Consider the following 15,937-nt stretch of genomic DNA (forward strand, 5'->3'; position numbering starts at 1 on the left):
AGCAGGTGTTTTTGCCGCGCACAGTGATGGGTTTGCCTCACGCACGCGTCGCACGGTATGCCGCTGACTCACCCATGACTCCTGGCTGCACGCCGCACGGCGGGCAGCTACGCTAAGGAACCGCATCATGATTGGCATCGACCGCCAGGCGATTTCCGACATCACCGCAAAGATCCTGCTCGAAGTGGGCGCGGTGCATTTCAACGCCGAGAAGCCGTACATCTTCACCTCGGGCTGGGCCAGCCCGGTCTACACCGACTGCCGCAAGCTGATCTCGTACCCGCGCGTGCGTCGTACGCTGATGGACTTCGCTGAGGCCGTCATCATTCAGGACGTGGGTTGCGAGCAGTTCGACACGGTCGCCGGCGGTGAAACCGCAGGGATCCCGTTCGCTGCCTGGATCGCCGACAAGCTGATGCTGCCGATGCAGTACGTGCGCAAAAAGCCGAAGGGTTTCGGCCGCAACGCACAGATCGAAGGCGATCTGCCGGAAGGCTCTCGCGTGCTGCTCGTCGAAGATCTGACGACCGACGGCCGCAGCAAGATCAACTTCTGCAAGGCCCTGCGTGAAGCCGGTGCGAAGGTGAACCACGTGTTCGTGGTGTTCCACTACGACATCTTCCCGGAAAGCCGTCAGGTGCTGAAGGACATCGACGTGGAGCTGCACTCGCTCGCCACGTGGTGGGACGTGCTGCGCGTGGCCAAGCAGCAGAACCACTTCGACACGAAGACGCTGGACGAAGTCGAGAAATTCCTGCACGCACCGGCCGAGTGGTCGGGCGCGCACGGCGGCGCCACGTCGTTCCCGAAGGACTAAGTTCTTTGGCCATACGAATGGCAACGCGCGTAGTATTCGCTTGAGAGGCGAGAACGGTCAGCCCCTAACCCGGCTGGCCGTTTTTTTTGCGGGCCCGCCATGCTTCGTACGACGAATTGGCGATTTCTCATCTCCGGGAGGGAACCCCCATGCTGGCTTCGGTCGTTGCCATCAGCATCGGCGCCGCACTCGGTGCGTTACTGCGCTGGGCGCTGAGCGTACAACTCAACGCCATCCTGCCTACGCTTCCCCTCGGCACCCTCGCCGCGAATCTCGGCGGCGGCTACCTCATCGGCGTTGCCGTCGCGCTATTCAGCCACATTCCGTCGATACCGGTCGAATGGCGGCTGTTCGTCGTGACGGGGTTCCTCGGTGGCCTCACCACCTTCTCCACGTTTTCCGCCGAAGTCACCGAATTGCTGCGCGAAGGCCAGTTCGGCGCGGCGTCGCTGATCGTGATCGTGCACGTGGGCGGCTCGCTCATCATGACGCTGCTCGGCATGGCCACGGCCACCTTGCTGGTGCACTGGCTGCGCCCGGCGGTGTAAGCGGGCGGCGAATCAGCAGACAAGGCTGACGAGTACGAAGAAGAAAGAACACACGCGAACGATGAGGGACGGGGGATCGACGAGGCGTGCACGACGCCTCAGGCGAGCAGCATGACCAGCTTCACGTCGTCGTGCCCCGACAACCGGAACGTGACCTGCGCGAAGTCGATGTCGCCCCGCTCGGGATGATGAAAACCGCGCCGCCCGCCTTCACGCTCGACAACATCCTGCTGCGACCAGAGCGCCGCGAATACCGGACTCTCTCGCTGCAAGGCATCGGTCAGCGCCCGCACGGGTGTGTCGTCCAGATACGCGCTGCACTCGGCGCGGAACTCGGCCACGACGCGTCGCGCGCGACTCTCCCAATCCTGAATCAGCGTCCGTGCAGCGGCATCGAGAAAGATGTAGCGCAACAGGTTCTTCGTGCCGATGGTGCCGGTGGCACCGGTCGCGCCAGATACGTCCGATTCCCCGGAGGCATCGGACACGTCGAGCCACCCGCGGAAGATGTCGGCGGCGGCATCGTTCCATGCCAGCACATCCCAGCAACGGTCCAGCGCGTAGGCAGGCGCGGCCACGGCCGCCACCGCGGCCTGCACCTGCGCGGCGGCGTGATGCGGCAGCGGTTCCGCGCCGCGCTCCGGATCGCGCTTGCCCGCGAGATCGAACAGATACGCACGCTCTGCGCGCGAGAGACGCAACGCACTGGCGACGGCGGCCAGCGCCCCCGCCGAAATCGACACCTCCCGCGCCTGCTCGATCCACGTGTACCAGGTCGACGACAACCCGCATAACTGCGCCACCTCCTCGCGACGTAGCCCCGGCGTGCGGCGGCGTCCCATCGGCGGCAAGCCGACGGCCGCAGGCGTCAGGCGCTCGCGGTGCGCGCGCAGGAAATCGCCGAGTGCACGACGCTGACGCGCGTCGTCCGCATGCGATCCGGACTCGCCCGGCGGAGTAGGATGCTGCACAGGATGAGCATGTGAGGGTATGGGGGTAGTTTTCATACCAGGATAAATAGGCAACTTGTACCGGTATTGATGAGCCATTATCGTGACACTCATCGATGTCGCGCAAGTCCTCGACACCGGCAAATTCACCATCAACGTTCCGCCCCACATACGAAGGAGACGCCCGTGAGCGACACTCGCCGAACCACAGCCACGCCTTCCCACGACTCGCACAACGCCGTCGTCACCGGCCAGTTCGGCCCGCAGGCGTCCGCCTATCTGACGAGCGCCAACCACGCGCAGGGCGCAGATCTGGAGCAGCTTGCCAGCATCGCACGTGCGCACGCGCGCGCTCAGGTCCTCGATCTCGGCTGTGGCGCGGGCCACGTCAGTTTCTTCACTGCGCCTCACGTGGCACGCGTGGTGGCTTACGACCTCTCGGCGGACATGCTCGGTGTGGTCGCCGGCGAAGCGGCCAAGCGCGGCTTGAAGAACATCGACACGCAACTCGGTGCGGCCGAATCGCTGCCGTTCGACGATGCGAGCTTCGATCTCGTCTTCAGCCGTTACAGCGCCCATCACTGGGCCGACGTGGGTGCCGCGCTGCGCGAGATGCGCCGCGTGCTCAAACCGGGCGGACGCGTGGCGATCTGCGACGTCGCCTCCACCGGGCAACCCTTGTTCGACACCTACCTCCAAGCGGTAGAGGTGCTGCGCGACACGTCCCACGTGCGCGACTACTCGACCGGCGAATGGCTGACGATGGCCGCAGGCGCGGGATTCTCGGCGGCGTCGGTCACGCCGCGTACGCTCGAACTCGACTTCAAGACGTGGACGACACGCATGCGCACACCGGAGTCGATGCAGGTCGCCATTCGCGCATTGCAGACAGCGATGGCCGACAGCGTGCGCGAACACTTCCGGATTCAGGACGACGGCTCGTTCACGCTCGACACGGTCACGCTCGAACTGATCGCCGGTTAATCTGGGTTGGGCCGCTATCGTCGCCACCACCATTCGCCGGTACGGCAACGACGAGCATCGATGCCCAGTCGCCGAACGACAAAGGGCGCTGCCTGAATCGACGTCATCCGTCGTCTTCAGGCAGCGCCCTTCATGCATGGCACATCGGGAGATGCGAGTGATCGGCGCTCGCGCGACTACTGCACGCGTATCGGCCCCTCACTGTCGTTCGCACCGCTGATCTCGGCGGCATCGGCCAGCAGGGCTACGTAGTGACGCAGTGCCCGCGCACGCGCCTGCTCGTACAACTGCGCGGCGATGCGATCGGCCACGCGCTCGAACGGCGGCATACGCCCTTTCACACGCCGCTCGATCCGCACGACATGGAAACCGTAACGCGTGTTGACGAGTCTGGGCAGCACCCCGAGCCGGTCGCCGCAGAACAGCACCAGCTCGAACTCCGGCGCCCCGCTGCCGCGCGCGAGCATGCCGAGACTGCCGCCGTCGCGTGCGGATGGGCAATCCGACATCGTCTGCGCCACCGTTTCAAACGACGACGGCTCGGCGAGCACGGCATCGAGCGCCGATTGCGCACGTCCCAGCGTGCTGGAGACCGGTGCGCCGGCAGACAACGCGAACAGGATGTGACTGGCCTGCACCTTGTCGCCGATGCGGAACTGTCCGGCGTGATCGTGAAAATAGGCGCGGCACTCCGCCTCCGACGGACGCCGCACCTGCACATCTCGCGTGAACAGCGCGTCGACGACGGCGTCGTCGCTCTCGCCTTCGTCCTCCGCCAGCAGACGCAGATCGCGCGCCCGCTGCCGCAACAACTCACGGCTCACGAGCGCACGCTGCGCTGCGGCTTCCGGGTCGACCGCGTCCCGATGTTGATCGATCTCATCGGCGACGCGGCGTGCGTCGATGACAATACCGTTGACACGCAAAGACATGACGGACTCCACCAAAAACGTTCACGGTCACAGCGTTCATGCGCTTCATGAGGCCCGCCGGCAACTTCGTCGAAGTGGCAACGGCGAGCGGACATGCCTTCGTCAGAACGCGTTCTGAATACGCCGATAGGCGCGCGCGAGCTGCACGTTCGTGCGGCTCACCGACTCGGAGAACTCACGCGCATCGACAGTGACCTTCGGGATGGTCGCGAGATCGGTCTCGCGGCTGATGTGTGTGGTCGAGGGAATATAAAAATTCTCGGGAATATCGCGCCCGTCGACCACGCTGTTGTGCCGTACCACAACGCCGTCGTGCACGACGCAGTTGAACAGCACCGAGTTGAAGCCGATGAAGACGTTGTTACCGATGACACACGGTCCATGCACGATGGATCGATGGGCGATGGACGTGTTCTCGCCGATGGAAACGCGTGCGCCGTCTTTCGAATGGATCACGACCCCGTCCTGAATGTTGGAATTGGCGCCGATCACGATCGGCTCCATCTTGCCGTGCTCATCGACCTCGTCGGCGCGCAGCACCGCATAAGGCCCGATGAAGACGTTCTCGCCGACGATGATCTGGCCGCACAAAATGGCCGTGGGATCGACAAACGAGGTCTCGTGCACCACGGGATAATCCCCGCGCGGATTCTTTCGCAACATGCTTGAGTAACTCCAGACCGCTCGCTCGTACGCCGGACCACGTCACAAAGCGTCTCGCGCACCCGATGGGTACGCGACACGTTCGTGCCGATGCTGGTCACGTCGGAATACGCCCTGTGGGCGAGCGGGGGAAAGGGAACACGGACGGGCGCCGTGAGGCAGACTCTCCCACCGCTGCGAACGGTATATCGATGTTTTAGGCGATGGGAGACAGAAAGGCAAATGCCCGCGATGACGGTGCGGACACCCGTTGCGTGTCGCACACAAGGGTGTGCGACACGGGAAAAACTCAGTGCGTGGGACGCGTTGCCGACGCTTGCGATGCGTTCGCGTCGTTGGCCGTGCCCGTCGGGCGACCACGCCAGTAGCCCGCAAGCAGCGAGCCCGACAGATTGTGCCAAACGGAGAAGAGTGCGCCCGGCAACGCGGCCAGCGGCGTGAAGTAGATCTTGCCGAGCGTGGCGGCAAGGCCCGAGTTCTGCATGCCGACTTCGATCGCCAGCGTGCGGCAGATCGATTCGTCGAAGCCCAGCAGACGGCCGCCCCAGTAACCACCGGCCAGCCCCAGTCCGTTGTGCAGAATCACACCGACCATGACCAGGGGACCCACGGTGGCAATGTTGCTCTGGTTGGCGCCGACCACAGCGCCGATGATCAGCACGATGGCGACCATCGAGACCAGCGGGAGAATACCTTCGATGGCACGCACCAAACGGCCGAAGAAGTGATTGATGAGCAGACCGGCACCGATCGGCAGCGCCACGATCTGAAGGATCGACAACAACATGCCCTCGACGTCCACCGTAATCGAGGCATCGACGTACAGACGCGTGAGCAACGGCGTCGCCAACACGCCGACGAGTGTCGACATGGCACTGATCGTGACCGAAAGGGCCACGTCGCCTCGGGCGAGATAGATCATGACGTTCGACGCCGTGCCGCTCGCTACGCTGCCCACAAGCACCATGCCCGCAGTCAAGTCGGGGGGCATGTGCAGCACGCGTGCAATGATCCAGGCGGCCAGCGGCATGACCAGATAGTGCAGCACCACACCCGCAACGATGGGGGCGGGACGGGTGAGCACCCGCTTGAAGTCGTCGAACGTGAGCGTGACGCCCATCGCGAACATCACCACGGTGAGCAGCGCCGTGACGTGCGGCGTAATGCCGGTGAAGCTGCCGGGCGAAAAGAAGGCAAAGACGGACAGCAGCGCAGCCCACAAGGGGAACAGCCGGGTGACACGGGCGATCATGAGAGTCTCGGGCGCAAAAAGTTAATATTTTACTTATTTTGCGCAGACCGCCCGTCAGGGTCGACCCGGAGGCACGCTGGGCGGCCGTCGAAGGTGAACCGCACGTATCGCCAGATGAACCGTGGCACACGTCGTCGCACGAATGGCCGCAGATGTGCGGGCTGACGTTGCGACCGGTGTCATGACCGGTGTCGTGGCACGTGTCGCCGCATGCGGCATGATGTTGACCGCCATCGCGAAGTCGCTTTGCGGCTTCGCGCAGTCCCATGCCGCGGCTCAAATTCATCGGAATGTTGAGCCGCGTGCACATCGTCGATACCTCGGCGAAGCGCTTAGTCGCGCTTCGATTTGCCCATCAGCAGGGCACCGCCGGCACCGTCGCGGCGAGCCGGCCTCGCGCCGCGCTGACCGAAGTCACCACGCTCGCCACCGCCGCCACCCTGCCCGCGTCCGGTGTTCTGTGCGCCTTGTCCCTGACGCGGCGCACCCGAGCCCTGCGACGTGCGGGCCGGCGCGCGTTGCGAATCGCCCTGCCCGCCCTGACGTTTGGCCGGCTGACGCTGGCTGGTCCCGACATTGCCGACGTTGATGCCATTACCACCATTGGCACCGTTGCCACCATTCCCACCGCCACCCTGACGGCCACCGCGTTCGCCTTCGAGGCGTGGCTTCGGCGGCTTCGCCTCACCACCCTGACGCGGCGCACGGCCACCGTCACGCGATTCGCGCGGTGCACGGGCCGGTTGACGGGCGTCTTGTGCCCCGCCGCCGCCATTGCGACCACCACGACCACCACCCGCGCCACGGCCATTGCCTTGCTGATTCTTGCGAATCGGCTGCGCCACCGCATGCGGATCCGGCTCGAAGCCCGGAATCACTTCACGGTCGATGGTGCGCTTGATGAGACGCTCGATCTGCTGGAGCAGCAGATGTTCGTCCACGCACACGAGCGAGACGGCTTCCCCGTTCGCGCCAGCGCGGCCCGTGCGGCCGATACGGTGCACATAGTCTTCCGCGACTTCCGGCAGATCGAAGTTCACCACGTGCGGCAACTGGTCGATGTCGATGCCGCGCGCGGCGATATCGGTCGCGACCAGCACTTGCAGCGTGCCGCTCTTGAACTCGGCGAGCGCGCGCGTGCGTGCGCCCTGACTCTTGTTGCCGTGAATCGCCAGCGCAGGAATGCCGCCCTTCGTGAGTTGTTCCGCCAGACGGTTCGCACCGTGCTTGGTGCGCGTGAACACGAGCACCTGGAACCAGTTGTGCTCGCGCACGAGATGTTCGAGCAGTTCGCGCTTGCGATCGCGATCGACCGGGTGAATCTTCTGCGCGACGGTCTCGGCCGTCGTGTTGCGACGCGCGACTTCGATCAGCGCGGGCGACTTAAGCAGGCCGTCGGCGAGTTGCTTGATTTCGTCGGAGAACGTGGCTGAGAACAGCAGGTTCTGACGTTTCGCGGGCAGCGCCGCCAACACCCGTCGGATGTCGCGAATGAAGCCCATGTCGAGCATGCGATCCGCTTCGTCGAGCACGAGAATCTCGACGCCCGACAGATCGACGGTCTTCTGCTGCATATGGTCGAGCAAACGTCCCGGCGTGGCGACGAGAATGTCGACGCCGCGCGAGAGTTGCTTGACCTGCGGCACCATCGACACGCCGCCGAACACGGTCATGGAGGTGAGACGCAAATACTTGCCGTATTGCGTGACGCTTTCCTCGACCTGTGCGGCCAGCTCGCGCGTCGGCGTGAGCACGAGCGCACGCACGGGACGCTTGCCGTTGGCGGCGGCCGGACGTGCTCGCGACGAGAGCATTTGCAGAATCGGCAGCGTAAAGCCCGCCGTCTTACCGGTCCCGGTCTGGGCACCGGCGAGAAGATCGCCGCCTTGCAGGACGGCCGGAATCGCTTGCAGTTGAATCGGAGTCGGCTGCGTGTAACCGAGATCGGCTACCGCACGCAGGATGTCGGCCGAGAGGCCGAGCGTTTCAAAAGACATATAAAGACCAATGCGCGGACTCCACGATGTGTGTCCCCGCGCGTATCGATGTTGTTTGTTCTTGATGGAATGCCCGCGTCGGGCGTGCGACGCGCATCGCGCTCATCCGGGCGATGCGTCTGAAGACGCCTGCAAGACAACCCGCCGGCGAATGAAACTCTGCGGCTTGGCGGGCAAGACCGTCGCGGGTACGGCCGTGTCTTGAAAGCGCGTAGTTTACCATGCGCCCTTTCCCAAGTCAGTCGCCATTGCGCCTCACCTCGCGGCAAGGTGCCATTCGCGACCCGATATTTCAGACAACTACGTAGCCGTTCACGCAAATCGCCGCGTTTTCTTACGTGGAATGTCGGGCGCCGTCGCGCGAACCGGCACGCGGGCATCGCACGCCCGTCGCAAGTCGTTACACTGACGCCGTTGCCCCGACACCGCGCCCGCAGAACCGTGCCTGCGCGATGCGTTCCCACCCACGAGACGATGCCGTGAAATTCGACCTGACCGATTTGCGTCTATGCCTGCTGGTCGCCGAAGCCGGCAGCATCACGGGCGGCGCCGAGCGTGCGCATCTGACGCTGGCCTCTGCGAGCGCGCGCATTCGTGGCCTCGAAGATACGTTGGGCGTCGCGCTGTTCATGCGCCATCGCCAAGGCGTCATTCCCACGCCCGCAGGCCGCGCCCTCCTCGCTCATGCTCGCCGCGTTCTCGCACAGATCGAGCAGCTACGCGGCGAACTCGGCGAATACGCCGCAGGCCTCAAGGGCAACGTGCGCATTGCATCCAATACGGTTGCCATGTCCGAATTCCTCCCCGATCTGCTCGGTGCGTTTCTCGCCGAGCATCCGAATGTGGAGATTGCGCTGCGCGAACAGACGAGCCCCGCCGTCGTTCAGGCGGTGCTCGAAGGCGCGGCCGACATCGGTGTGGTGTCCGACTGGATCGAATTGACGGGACTGGAGACGGTGCCGTTCCGGCAGGACAGGCTGGTAATCGTTACGCCGCCGGGCCACGCGCTGGCCGCGCGCGACGACGTCGCGTTCGTCGACGTGCTCGACGCGGAGTTCATCGGCTTGCCCGAGCAAAGCGCGCTAGCCGAACATCTCGACGGGCACGCCAAGCGTGCGGGACGTCCGCTGCGGTACCGCCTGCGTCTGCGCGACTTCGACAGCCTGTGTCGCGCGGTCGCCGCCGGTGCCGCGCTGGGCATCGTCCCGCTGAGCGCCGCCCGGCGCTCGGCTGCCACCCTGGGGATCGGCATCGTACCGCTCGTCGATCCGTGGGCACTGCGCACCCTCGTGTTGTGCGTGCGCGAGCGCGACGCACTGCCCGTCTACGCCCGACAACTCCTGGAACGTTTGCAGGCCTCTCCTGCCGAGGCGGGCAACACCGCCGCCACAAACGAAAACGGCACGACGTAATCGTCGTGCCGTTCCGATCGTGCAGCGCTACCGCACTGCCACGCTAGCGCACTACCGTTACATCGCCGCCGGGCGCGACGCGCCGCGTCCACGCAGCAACGCGTAAAGAATGATCGCACCGAACGTTGCGCAACCGATACCACCGAGCGAGAAGTTGCCGAACTTCAGCGTGAAGTCACCGGCACCCAGCACCAGCGTGACGGCCGCCACGATCAGGTTGCGGTTATCCGAGAAGTCCACCTTGTTCTGCACCCAGATGCGCGCGCCGGCGACCGTGATCAGACCGAACACGACGATCGACACGCCGCCCAGCACCGGCCCCGGAATCGTCTGGATGATCGCGCCGAACTTCGGCGAGAAGCCCAGCACGAGCGCGAGCACGGCGGCGACCGCGAACACCAGTGTCGAGTAGATCTTGGTGACGGCCATCACACCGATGTTTTCCGCATACGTCGTCACGCCCGTGCCACCGACGCTGCCCGACACGATGGTCGCCAGCCCGTCGCCCAGGAAGGCGCGTCCCATGTAGCGGTCGAGGTTCTGACCCGTCATGGCGCTCACCGCCTTGATGTGCCCCAGATTCTCGGCCACCAGAATGATGGCGATGGGCGCGAGCAGCACCATCGCTTCCGGCTTGAACACGGGGGCGGCGAAATGCGGCAGGCCGAACCATGCGGCGTTCGCCACGACGGCGAAGTCGATGGGCTTGCCCAGCCCCATGCCGTTCGTCAGCACGGCGTACAGCACGTAGGCCAGCAGCAGCCCCACGAGAATCAGCAGACGCTGCACCATGCCGCGCGCGAACACGGCCACGAGGCCGACGCACAGCACCGTGGCGAGCGCCATCCACGTGTCGAAGCTCGTGGCGGACACGCCCTTCACCGCCACCGGCGCGAGGTTCAGACCGATGACGGCCACGACCGCGCCCGTCACGACCGGCGGCATGAGCGCTTCAATCCAGCGCGTGCCGACGACCATCACGATCAGCCCGATGACGGCGTAAAGCACGCCGCAGGCAATGATCCCGCCGAGGGCAACGGGGATGTTCATGTTCGGGCCGCTGCCTGCATAGCCCGTCACCGAAATGACCAGGCCGATGAACGCAAAGCTGGACCCGAGATAGCTGGGCACGCGCCCGCCGACGAGCACGAAGAACAGCAGCGTGCCGATCCCCGACATGAAGATCGCGAGGTTCGGATCGAAGCCCATGAGCAGCGGGGCCAGCACGGTCGAGCCGAACATGGCGACCACGTGCTGCACGCCCATCGCGATGGTTTGCGGCCACGCCAGACGCTCATCGGGCGCGATCACGCGCCCTGAGGCGGTGTCCTGTTGCTGCCACTTCGGGAAGTAACCCTCTGACATGTTCGATCTTCTCCTGTCTGTCGTGCCGTATCGTGGAATGGGTGTGTGAGGTCCGCATCGCCTCGCCGGGGGCATGGCCGGGTACCCGGCAGGTACGCGATCGGGTACGCGGGCGATGGGAAAAACTGGCCGCAGTGTACGGAGCGCCCGCACGGAAGGCAAGGCGAGAAATATCGGCTACCTGAGACGTTGGCCCGGCACGACAGCGACGTCGGCGGCCCGGCCGGCGGGCCTGTCGTGGGGGGGTGTCGCGGGTCTCGGGCCACGGCGACGACCTCGACCCGAGCCACCGTGCGTCACGCAAGGCCGCCGGACGACGGCCCCCGTGAGGTCAGCGCTTGGCGAGTCCTTGAAGAATCAGGTCGGCCAGCCCGGTGTAGTTGCCGTCGAAATGATGACCGCCGGGCATCTTCACGATCTGCACGCGCTTGGGATCGAGCCCCGGGCAATTGCTGTCGTCCTCGTCCGCGCCGTAGACGCACATCGCCATGCCGTCGGGCAGCCGCTCCACTTCAGGCCGGATCGGCAGCCCGTTCTGGCTCGACATCACCCAGTTGGTCATGCGGAATTCGAAGTCGGCCTTCTGGCCGAGCCCCATCAGCACGAGCAACCCCACGCGATCGCGCGCGACGGGCGGCAGCCGGTTGACCATGAACGGCAACACGTCTGCGCCTTGCGAGTAGCCGATCAGAATCGCGCGCTTCTTGTTCCAGCGGGTCTGGTAAAAGCGCATGAGACGATCGATGTCCAACGCGCCCGACGCCGGCGTGCGAGCCGACCAGAAGTAGCGCAGCGAATCGACACCCACGACGGGAATCCCATGCGCCGCCAGCGCGCCGGCGACGTCGCGGTCGAGTCCGGCCCAGCCGCCGTCGCCCGAGAGCAGGATCGCGAAGGTGTCGGCCAGATTCGCGGCCGGTTTGCCTGTCGCGGGCACCTCGATCACCGGCAGATCGGCAACCGCGGCGGGCGGGCGCGCCGTACCGGCCACGTGATGGGCATTCAGCCGCCGGAACGCATTCTTGTACTGCGTCACCCAATCGGCCAGCACCGGTGTGGACGCCGCCCCCGGCGTCGTGGTGATGCCGCTGGCGTCCAACGCGCCGAGACTGCCTGCCAGCCCGCCCACGAGCCAGCTCGAATTCGGTGTACGCGCGGCGAACTCCTGGGCGACGTGGTCGGAGCAGCGCGGGGCGCGTCCGGGGCTGCCCGGACCCGCTGCGGGGCCGCCCATCGCCAGCCACGGGGCGCTCATGACGGGGGCCGGCAGCAGACGCATCGGCGCGCCGCCTGCGGTGTGCGTGATGCCGCGTCCGAAATGCACGCCTTCACCCTGACACAGCGGACGCGACATCGGCAGCACCGGACAGAAGTCGACCGACAACGCTCCCGAGAACGTGTCGCTCCCCGCCTGCGCGAGCATCGCGTAAGCGAACGTGCCGCCCACCCCGTCGCCCACGAGAATCGGCGGCGTGTAGCCCGGCAGTTTGACGGCGGCCTCGACCCATCGGCCGAAGTTGTCGAGATCGCCCGCCGCGTAGACGCACGCGATATCGTCCTTCGTGTAGTTCGCCATGAGCCGTGCGGTATCGATGCCCGCCACCAGCGCCCCGGTGTCGGCCAGCGCGCGGGCCATGCGCTCGGCGCGTGGCGTCCAGCCGTCGTCGTCGGAGAAGAACAGCACCGTGGCGTTCGGTTCGCCCTGCGGACGGAAGATGGGGACGTTTTCGAAACGTCCGTGCGTCATGATCTCGGGTGCGCTGCCACCGCTGGCGCTCGCGCTGCGAAATGCTGCCGCACCGGCCGCTGCCGCAGCCGCTTGCGGCATGACCGGGGCAGGCACGCTCGAATCGGCGGCGGACGACTGTGCCACCGGCCCCGCCTTCGGCGCGGGCTTCAGTACGTTGAGGGGATTGCTGCGGGCCTGTGTCGATGGCGACGTCTGTGCGAACACGACGGGCGACGTCAGCGTCATGGCGATCGCTGTAGCGGGCATCAGTGCACAGAGCATCGCACGTGTCAGGCGTGTCAGGCATGTCAGATGCCGCACCCCACGTGTGAGTCTCTTTTGACGTCCCGCATGGGCATCGTGGGGCATTGCACTCCGGTCACCGCCCTCAATACCGCCCGCGTTGCCGCCCGCCAGTCCATCCTCTGCCATCGTCACTCCATTCGCGTTGCGCATCATTTCGCAATCATCCCTTTCCAGCCGCCCCCGACGAGCGACGCCACATCGGCGAGCGTCAGCATCGGTGCGATGCCGCCCGGCGTCATCAGATAGCGTGTCTCCCATTGCGGATCGAACTTCTCCTTGAAGCTGCGCAACCCCCGGAAGTTGTAGAACCGCGCGCCGTGCGCAAACATCATCCGGCCGAAGCGATGCCAGCGAGGCGCGAGCTGGTGCGTCTGCATGCCGGACATCGGCGCCATGCCGAGGCCGAAACGCTGATACCCCTGCGCCTTGAAGTGCAGCATCAGCTTCGCGAACAGGAAGTCCATCGTGCCCGGCGGGGCATCGGGCACCTGACGCATCAGATCGATGCTCGCTTCGATGCGCTGCACGTCGGGACACATCAGCGTGGCGAACGCCACGAGCCGTCCCTCGCGACGCACGAGCGCCACCGGCTGACGTGCGACATAGGTGTCGTCGAACGCACCCAGCGAGAACCCCTTTTCGCGCGTGTGCTGCCGGGCCAGCCAAGCCTCCGACACCGGTCGCATTTCCGCGAGATGCGGTGCCACGCCTTCGGGCGGCACGATCTCCAGCGTCAGGCCCTCGCGTTCGCCGCGCGTCACGCCATGACGCAGATTCGCGCGACGCGAGCCTTGCAGACCGAAATCCGGCAGCGAGACGAACGCCTCCTCGCCGAGCTTGTAGGCGCGCAGCCCGGCGTCGATATAGAGCGGCAACGCCTGTGGCCGTGTCTTGTAGAACGCCGCGCGTCCACCGTGCGAGTCGGCCAGTTCGATGAAGCGCCAGATCAGCTCGGGCCACTCCTTCTGATCGCCGACCGGGTCGGAGAGCGACACCCACGAGCGGCGATGCTTCGCGTACATGATGAAGGCGTTACCCGACGGCGAGAACAGGAAGCTCTTGTCGCCCATGAGCGCGAGGCACGCATCGGCGGCGGGTTGTTTGCGCACGATGGCCTTCGCGCGCGCCAGTTCGTCCTCGGTGGCGGGCACCATCGCGCCCGGTGACTGACGCAGCAACTGCCACAACGAGAGGCCAAGGCCGATCACGGCGACGACCATCAAGGCACGCATCGAGCGCGGCGCGTCGCCATCGAACGTGAATTGCCACCAGAGCTGATTCGCGTAGCCGACACGCCGGTACGACATGAACATCAGCCACGTACACGCGCCCAGCACCGAGAGCACGGCAATGATCCAGCCCGGCTCGAACGATTGCGTGAACAGCGACGAGCGTCGGTCGAACTGCTTGCGCGAGACGAGCAACAGTGTCGCGAGCACAGCCAGCACGAACAGCTCCGACAGGGCGATGCCCTTCGGGATGGCCAGCACCGCCGCGATGACGGTCAACGCCAGCGAGCCCCACCACGCGGCGTCGAGCCGATGCAGCAGACCGCGCGCCAGGAACAGCATCGACAACCCCGCCACACTGCCCAGCAAGTGCGACACCTCGACGAGGAACAACGGCACATGACGGCGCAGGAAGTCCTCGGCGTCGCGCGTGGCTGGCGTCACACCGGAGATCAGCAGCATGACACCGGCGACGAGCGTGAGCGCCGCCAGCAGACCGGGGAAGAGGCGTACGGCCGCGCGTCCGATGGGGGCGGCGGGCCCCTGACGTAACTCGAAACCGGCCAGCAGGCACGCGGCGAGCATCAGCGGCAGCAGGTAGTAGATGCCGCGATAGAGCACCAGCGCACCGGCGACCTGACTGATCGGCGCATGGCCGTTCGTTGCGAGCAGGATCACCGCCTCGAACACGCCCACGCCGCCCGGCACGTGGCTGAGCACGCCGAGCGCCATCGCAATCGCATAGAAGACGACGAAGGTCGGCAGGTCGACCACGCCGGCGGGCAGCAGGCACCACAGGGCGGCGGCGGCCATACCGAGATCGGCGGCGGAAATGACCAACTGGCGCAAGGCCAGCCGTAGCGGCGGCAACGGCATCGACCAGCGTCCGAAGATCGCCACGGTGCGTTTGCGCGCGCACAGCACGAGGAACGCCACCGTGCCCGCGAGCAGCAGCAGGGCGAACAGTTGCAGCATCCACGCGGGAATCGGCACCAGCGCCGAGACGCGCGACGCCCCCCACAACATCCCGAGCGAGCCGAACACCGTCATGCCGAGGCCGAACGCCCCGGCGTTGAACGCGACCGCCTGCGCGACCTTCGAGGCATCGACCCCGGCGGCGGCGTACATCCGCATGCGCACGGTGCCGCCCGTGAGCACGCCTAGGCCAACGGAGTTGCCCAGCGCGTAGGCGATGAACGACGTCAGCACGACCGTCGAGCGCTTGACCTTGGCCCCGGCAAACGCGAGGCCGGAGATGTCGTAGCCCGTCAGTGCCGCGTAGCTCGCCAACGTTGCCAGCATGGCAAGCACGAGCCGCGTCACCGGTGTGTCGTGGATGGCCGCGATCACGTTGTCGTAATGCACGTGTCGCAGCATGTGGTGCAACGCGTCGAAAACGAACAACCCGAGCAGGAGGACACCCGCGACGATCAGCCACGGGCGAGCCGCACTTAACGGGAAGCGCCGCAGCAGGCGAATGGGTGCGGGGAGCGCGAGCCAGGCCGCCTCGACGGGTGATGGCGGTGATGAGGACGAGGGAGACGTATCAGACGCGCCGGAGGTGCCTCCGGTGGGCATACCAGGAGTACCGGAAGTATCGGGCGGGTTGCCGTCGCCCCCGCCGGCGGCGGACGCCACAGCGCTGGGATCTGCGGTGGCCGTGGATGTCGAGGAAACGGCCAGAGAAGAAGCGTTATCGGCGGGCCGGCTCGGGCGCGCACGGGGCGGTTCAGTCATGTTTCGGTCGATCCTT

Annotated in this window: 12 protein-coding genes; 4 read left to right on the top strand and 8 right to left on the bottom strand. The window is 65.9% G+C overall.

All coding sequences use genetic code 11. The annotated features are described in order from the left end of the window. Window positions 1–127 precede the first annotated feature (127 nt). Window positions 128–817: an orotate phosphoribosyltransferase gene (locus A9762_RS18855; protein ID WP_039393823.1), complete on the top strand. Its 690-nt coding sequence runs from the start codon at window positions 128–130 to the stop codon at window positions 815–817. 149 nt (window positions 818–966) lie between these two features. Continuing rightward, on the top strand, window positions 967–1,365 hold the full coding sequence (gene crcB, locus A9762_RS18860; RefSeq protein WP_069343549.1) for a fluoride efflux transporter CrcB: 399 nt from the start codon (window positions 967–969) through the stop codon (window positions 1,363–1,365). A gap of 98 nt (window positions 1,366–1,463) precedes the next feature. On the opposite strand, the gene A9762_RS18865 is transcribed toward crcB, so the two are convergent. Further along, complete coding sequence (locus A9762_RS18865) at window positions 1,464–2,372, bottom strand: helix-turn-helix transcriptional regulator (RefSeq protein ID WP_083254087.1); 909 nt, start codon at window positions 2,370–2,372, stop codon at window positions 1,464–1,466. Between the two features lie 129 nt (window positions 2,373–2,501). On the opposite strand from A9762_RS18865, the gene A9762_RS18870 reads away from it, so the two are divergent. After that, window positions 2,502–3,299 (top strand): class I SAM-dependent methyltransferase, encoded by a 798-nt coding sequence (locus A9762_RS18870; protein WP_069343551.1) that lies wholly within the window; start codon window positions 2,502–2,504, stop codon window positions 3,297–3,299. 176 nt (window positions 3,300–3,475) lie between these two features. On the opposite strand, the gene A9762_RS18875 is transcribed toward A9762_RS18870, so the two are convergent. The 4 genes from A9762_RS18875 to A9762_RS18890 all read right to left on the bottom strand — a co-directional run bounded on the left by A9762_RS18875 (window position 3,476) and on the right by A9762_RS18890 (window position 8,143). Beyond that, window positions 3,476–4,231 (bottom strand): peptidylprolyl isomerase, encoded by a 756-nt coding sequence (locus tag A9762_RS18875; protein WP_069343552.1) that lies wholly within the window; start codon window positions 4,229–4,231, stop codon window positions 3,476–3,478. Window positions 4,232–4,333: 102 nt separating this feature from the next. Continuing rightward, window positions 4,334–4,894, bottom strand: a complete 561-nt coding sequence (locus A9762_RS18880) for a carbonate dehydratase (protein WP_069343553.1) — start codon at window positions 4,892–4,894, stop codon at window positions 4,334–4,336. A gap of 289 nt (window positions 4,895–5,183) precedes the next feature. Next, window positions 5,184–6,146, bottom strand: a complete 963-nt coding sequence (locus A9762_RS18885; RefSeq protein WP_069343554.1) for a bile acid:sodium symporter family protein — start codon at window positions 6,144–6,146, stop codon at window positions 5,184–5,186. Between the two features lie 332 nt (window positions 6,147–6,478). Continuing rightward, window positions 6,479–8,143: a DEAD/DEAH box helicase gene (locus A9762_RS18890; RefSeq protein WP_069343555.1), complete on the bottom strand. Its 1,665-nt coding sequence runs from the start codon at window positions 8,141–8,143 to the stop codon at window positions 6,479–6,481. A gap of 479 nt (window positions 8,144–8,622) precedes the next feature. Between A9762_RS18890 and A9762_RS18895 the strand changes: the two genes are divergently transcribed. Continuing rightward, on the top strand, window positions 8,623–9,555 hold the full coding sequence (locus A9762_RS18895) for a LysR substrate-binding domain-containing protein (protein WP_069343556.1): 933 nt from the start codon (window positions 8,623–8,625) through the stop codon (window positions 9,553–9,555). A gap of 57 nt (window positions 9,556–9,612) precedes the next feature. Here the strand turns inward: A9762_RS18895 and A9762_RS18900 are convergent, their stop codons facing one another. The 3 genes from A9762_RS18900 to mprF form a co-directional block, all read right to left on the bottom strand. Next, window positions 9,613–10,920: a solute carrier family 23 protein gene (locus tag A9762_RS18900; protein ID WP_069343557.1), complete on the bottom strand. Its 1,308-nt coding sequence runs from the start codon at window positions 10,918–10,920 to the stop codon at window positions 9,613–9,615. A 331-nt stretch (window positions 10,921–11,251) separates the two neighbouring features. Next, window positions 11,252–13,081 (bottom strand): virulence factor family protein, encoded by a 1,830-nt coding sequence (locus tag A9762_RS29110; RefSeq protein WP_206093598.1) that lies wholly within the window; start codon window positions 13,079–13,081, stop codon window positions 11,252–11,254. Window positions 13,082–13,104: 23 nt separating this feature from the next. After that, window positions 13,105–15,921, bottom strand: a complete 2,817-nt coding sequence (gene mprF / locus A9762_RS18910) for a bifunctional lysylphosphatidylglycerol flippase/synthetase MprF (protein ID WP_371443115.1) — start codon at window positions 15,919–15,921, stop codon at window positions 13,105–13,107. Window positions 15,922–15,937 lie beyond the last annotated feature (16 nt).

Source organism: Pandoraea sp. ISTKB (genome assembly GCF_001721285.1).
Lineage (GTDB): Bacteria > Pseudomonadota > Gammaproteobacteria > Burkholderiales > Burkholderiaceae > Pandoraea > Pandoraea capi.

What these genes read in the sequence shown, in the direction of transcription:
- A9762_RS18855 (WP_039393823.1), top strand. Translation starts at nt 128, where the DNA reads ATGATTGGCATCGACCGCCAGGCGATTTCCGACATCACCGCAAAGATC.
- crcB (WP_069343549.1), top strand. Translation starts at nt 967, where the DNA reads ATGCTGGCTTCGGTCGTTGCCATCAGCATCGGCGCCGCACTCGGTGCG.
- A9762_RS18865 (WP_083254087.1), bottom strand. Translation starts at nt 2,372, where the DNA reads ATGAAAACTACCCCCATACCCTCACATGCTCATCCTGTGCAGCATCCT.
- A9762_RS18875 (WP_069343552.1), bottom strand. Translation starts at nt 4,231, where the DNA reads ATGTCTTTGCGTGTCAACGGTATTGTCATCGACGCACGCCGCGTCGCC.
- A9762_RS18880 (WP_069343553.1), bottom strand. Translation starts at nt 4,894, where the DNA reads ATGTTGCGAAAGAATCCGCGCGGGGATTATCCCGTGGTGCACGAGACC.
- A9762_RS18885 (WP_069343554.1), bottom strand. Translation starts at nt 6,146, where the DNA reads ATGATCGCCCGTGTCACCCGGCTGTTCCCCTTGTGGGCTGCGCTGCTG.
- A9762_RS18890 (WP_069343555.1), bottom strand. Translation starts at nt 8,143, where the DNA reads ATGTCTTTTGAAACGCTCGGCCTCTCGGCCGACATCCTGCGTGCGGTA.
- A9762_RS18900 (WP_069343557.1), bottom strand. Translation starts at nt 10,920, where the DNA reads ATGTCAGAGGGTTACTTCCCGAAGTGGCAGCAACAGGACACCGCCTCA.
- A9762_RS29110 (WP_206093598.1), bottom strand. Translation starts at nt 13,081, where the DNA reads ATGGCAGAGGATGGACTGGCGGGCGGCAACGCGGGCGGTATTGAGGGC.
- mprF (WP_371443115.1), bottom strand. Translation starts at nt 15,921, where the DNA reads ATGACTGAACCGCCCCGTGCGCGCCCGAGCCGGCCCGCCGATAACGCT.